Annotated in this window: 1 protein-coding gene; it reads left to right on the top strand. The window is 49.0% G+C overall.

Annotation, left to right across the window (positions count from 1 at the left end; all coding sequences use genetic code 11):
* The coding region (locus tag SCA31_RS24060) for a hypothetical protein (protein ID WP_410699512.1) at window positions 1-261 on the top strand (261 nt) is incomplete at both ends.

Genomic DNA, 261 nt, shown 5'->3' with positions numbered 1-261 from the left:
CCTCAAGCCGAAATGGACCGAGCGGCTGCTGGTCCGTTGTCAGGCGCACTCGCTGCGCCAAAGTTGCAAGACGCATCGGGCAAGATCGATCCTGTCACAGGAAAAATATCCTTGCAGATAGGAACAGGCGATCATGCTCAGCGAGCTATCGTTTATCAAACAATCCAATGGTCTTTCATAGCCGGCGGTTTGATTACTGGCTGTGTATTTTTATTTTTGGCATTTAAGGGTGATCAAGCAAGCGTGCCTATAAGTGTCAAG

It is taken from the genome of Chryseobacterium sp. SIMBA_028 (genome assembly GCF_046535285.1).
Classification (GTDB): Bacteria; Bacteroidota; Bacteroidia; order Flavobacteriales; family Weeksellaceae; genus Chryseobacterium.
The sequence above is the reverse complement of the archived record's forward strand: the minus strand, read 5'-3'. Positions and strand labels throughout refer to the sequence as shown.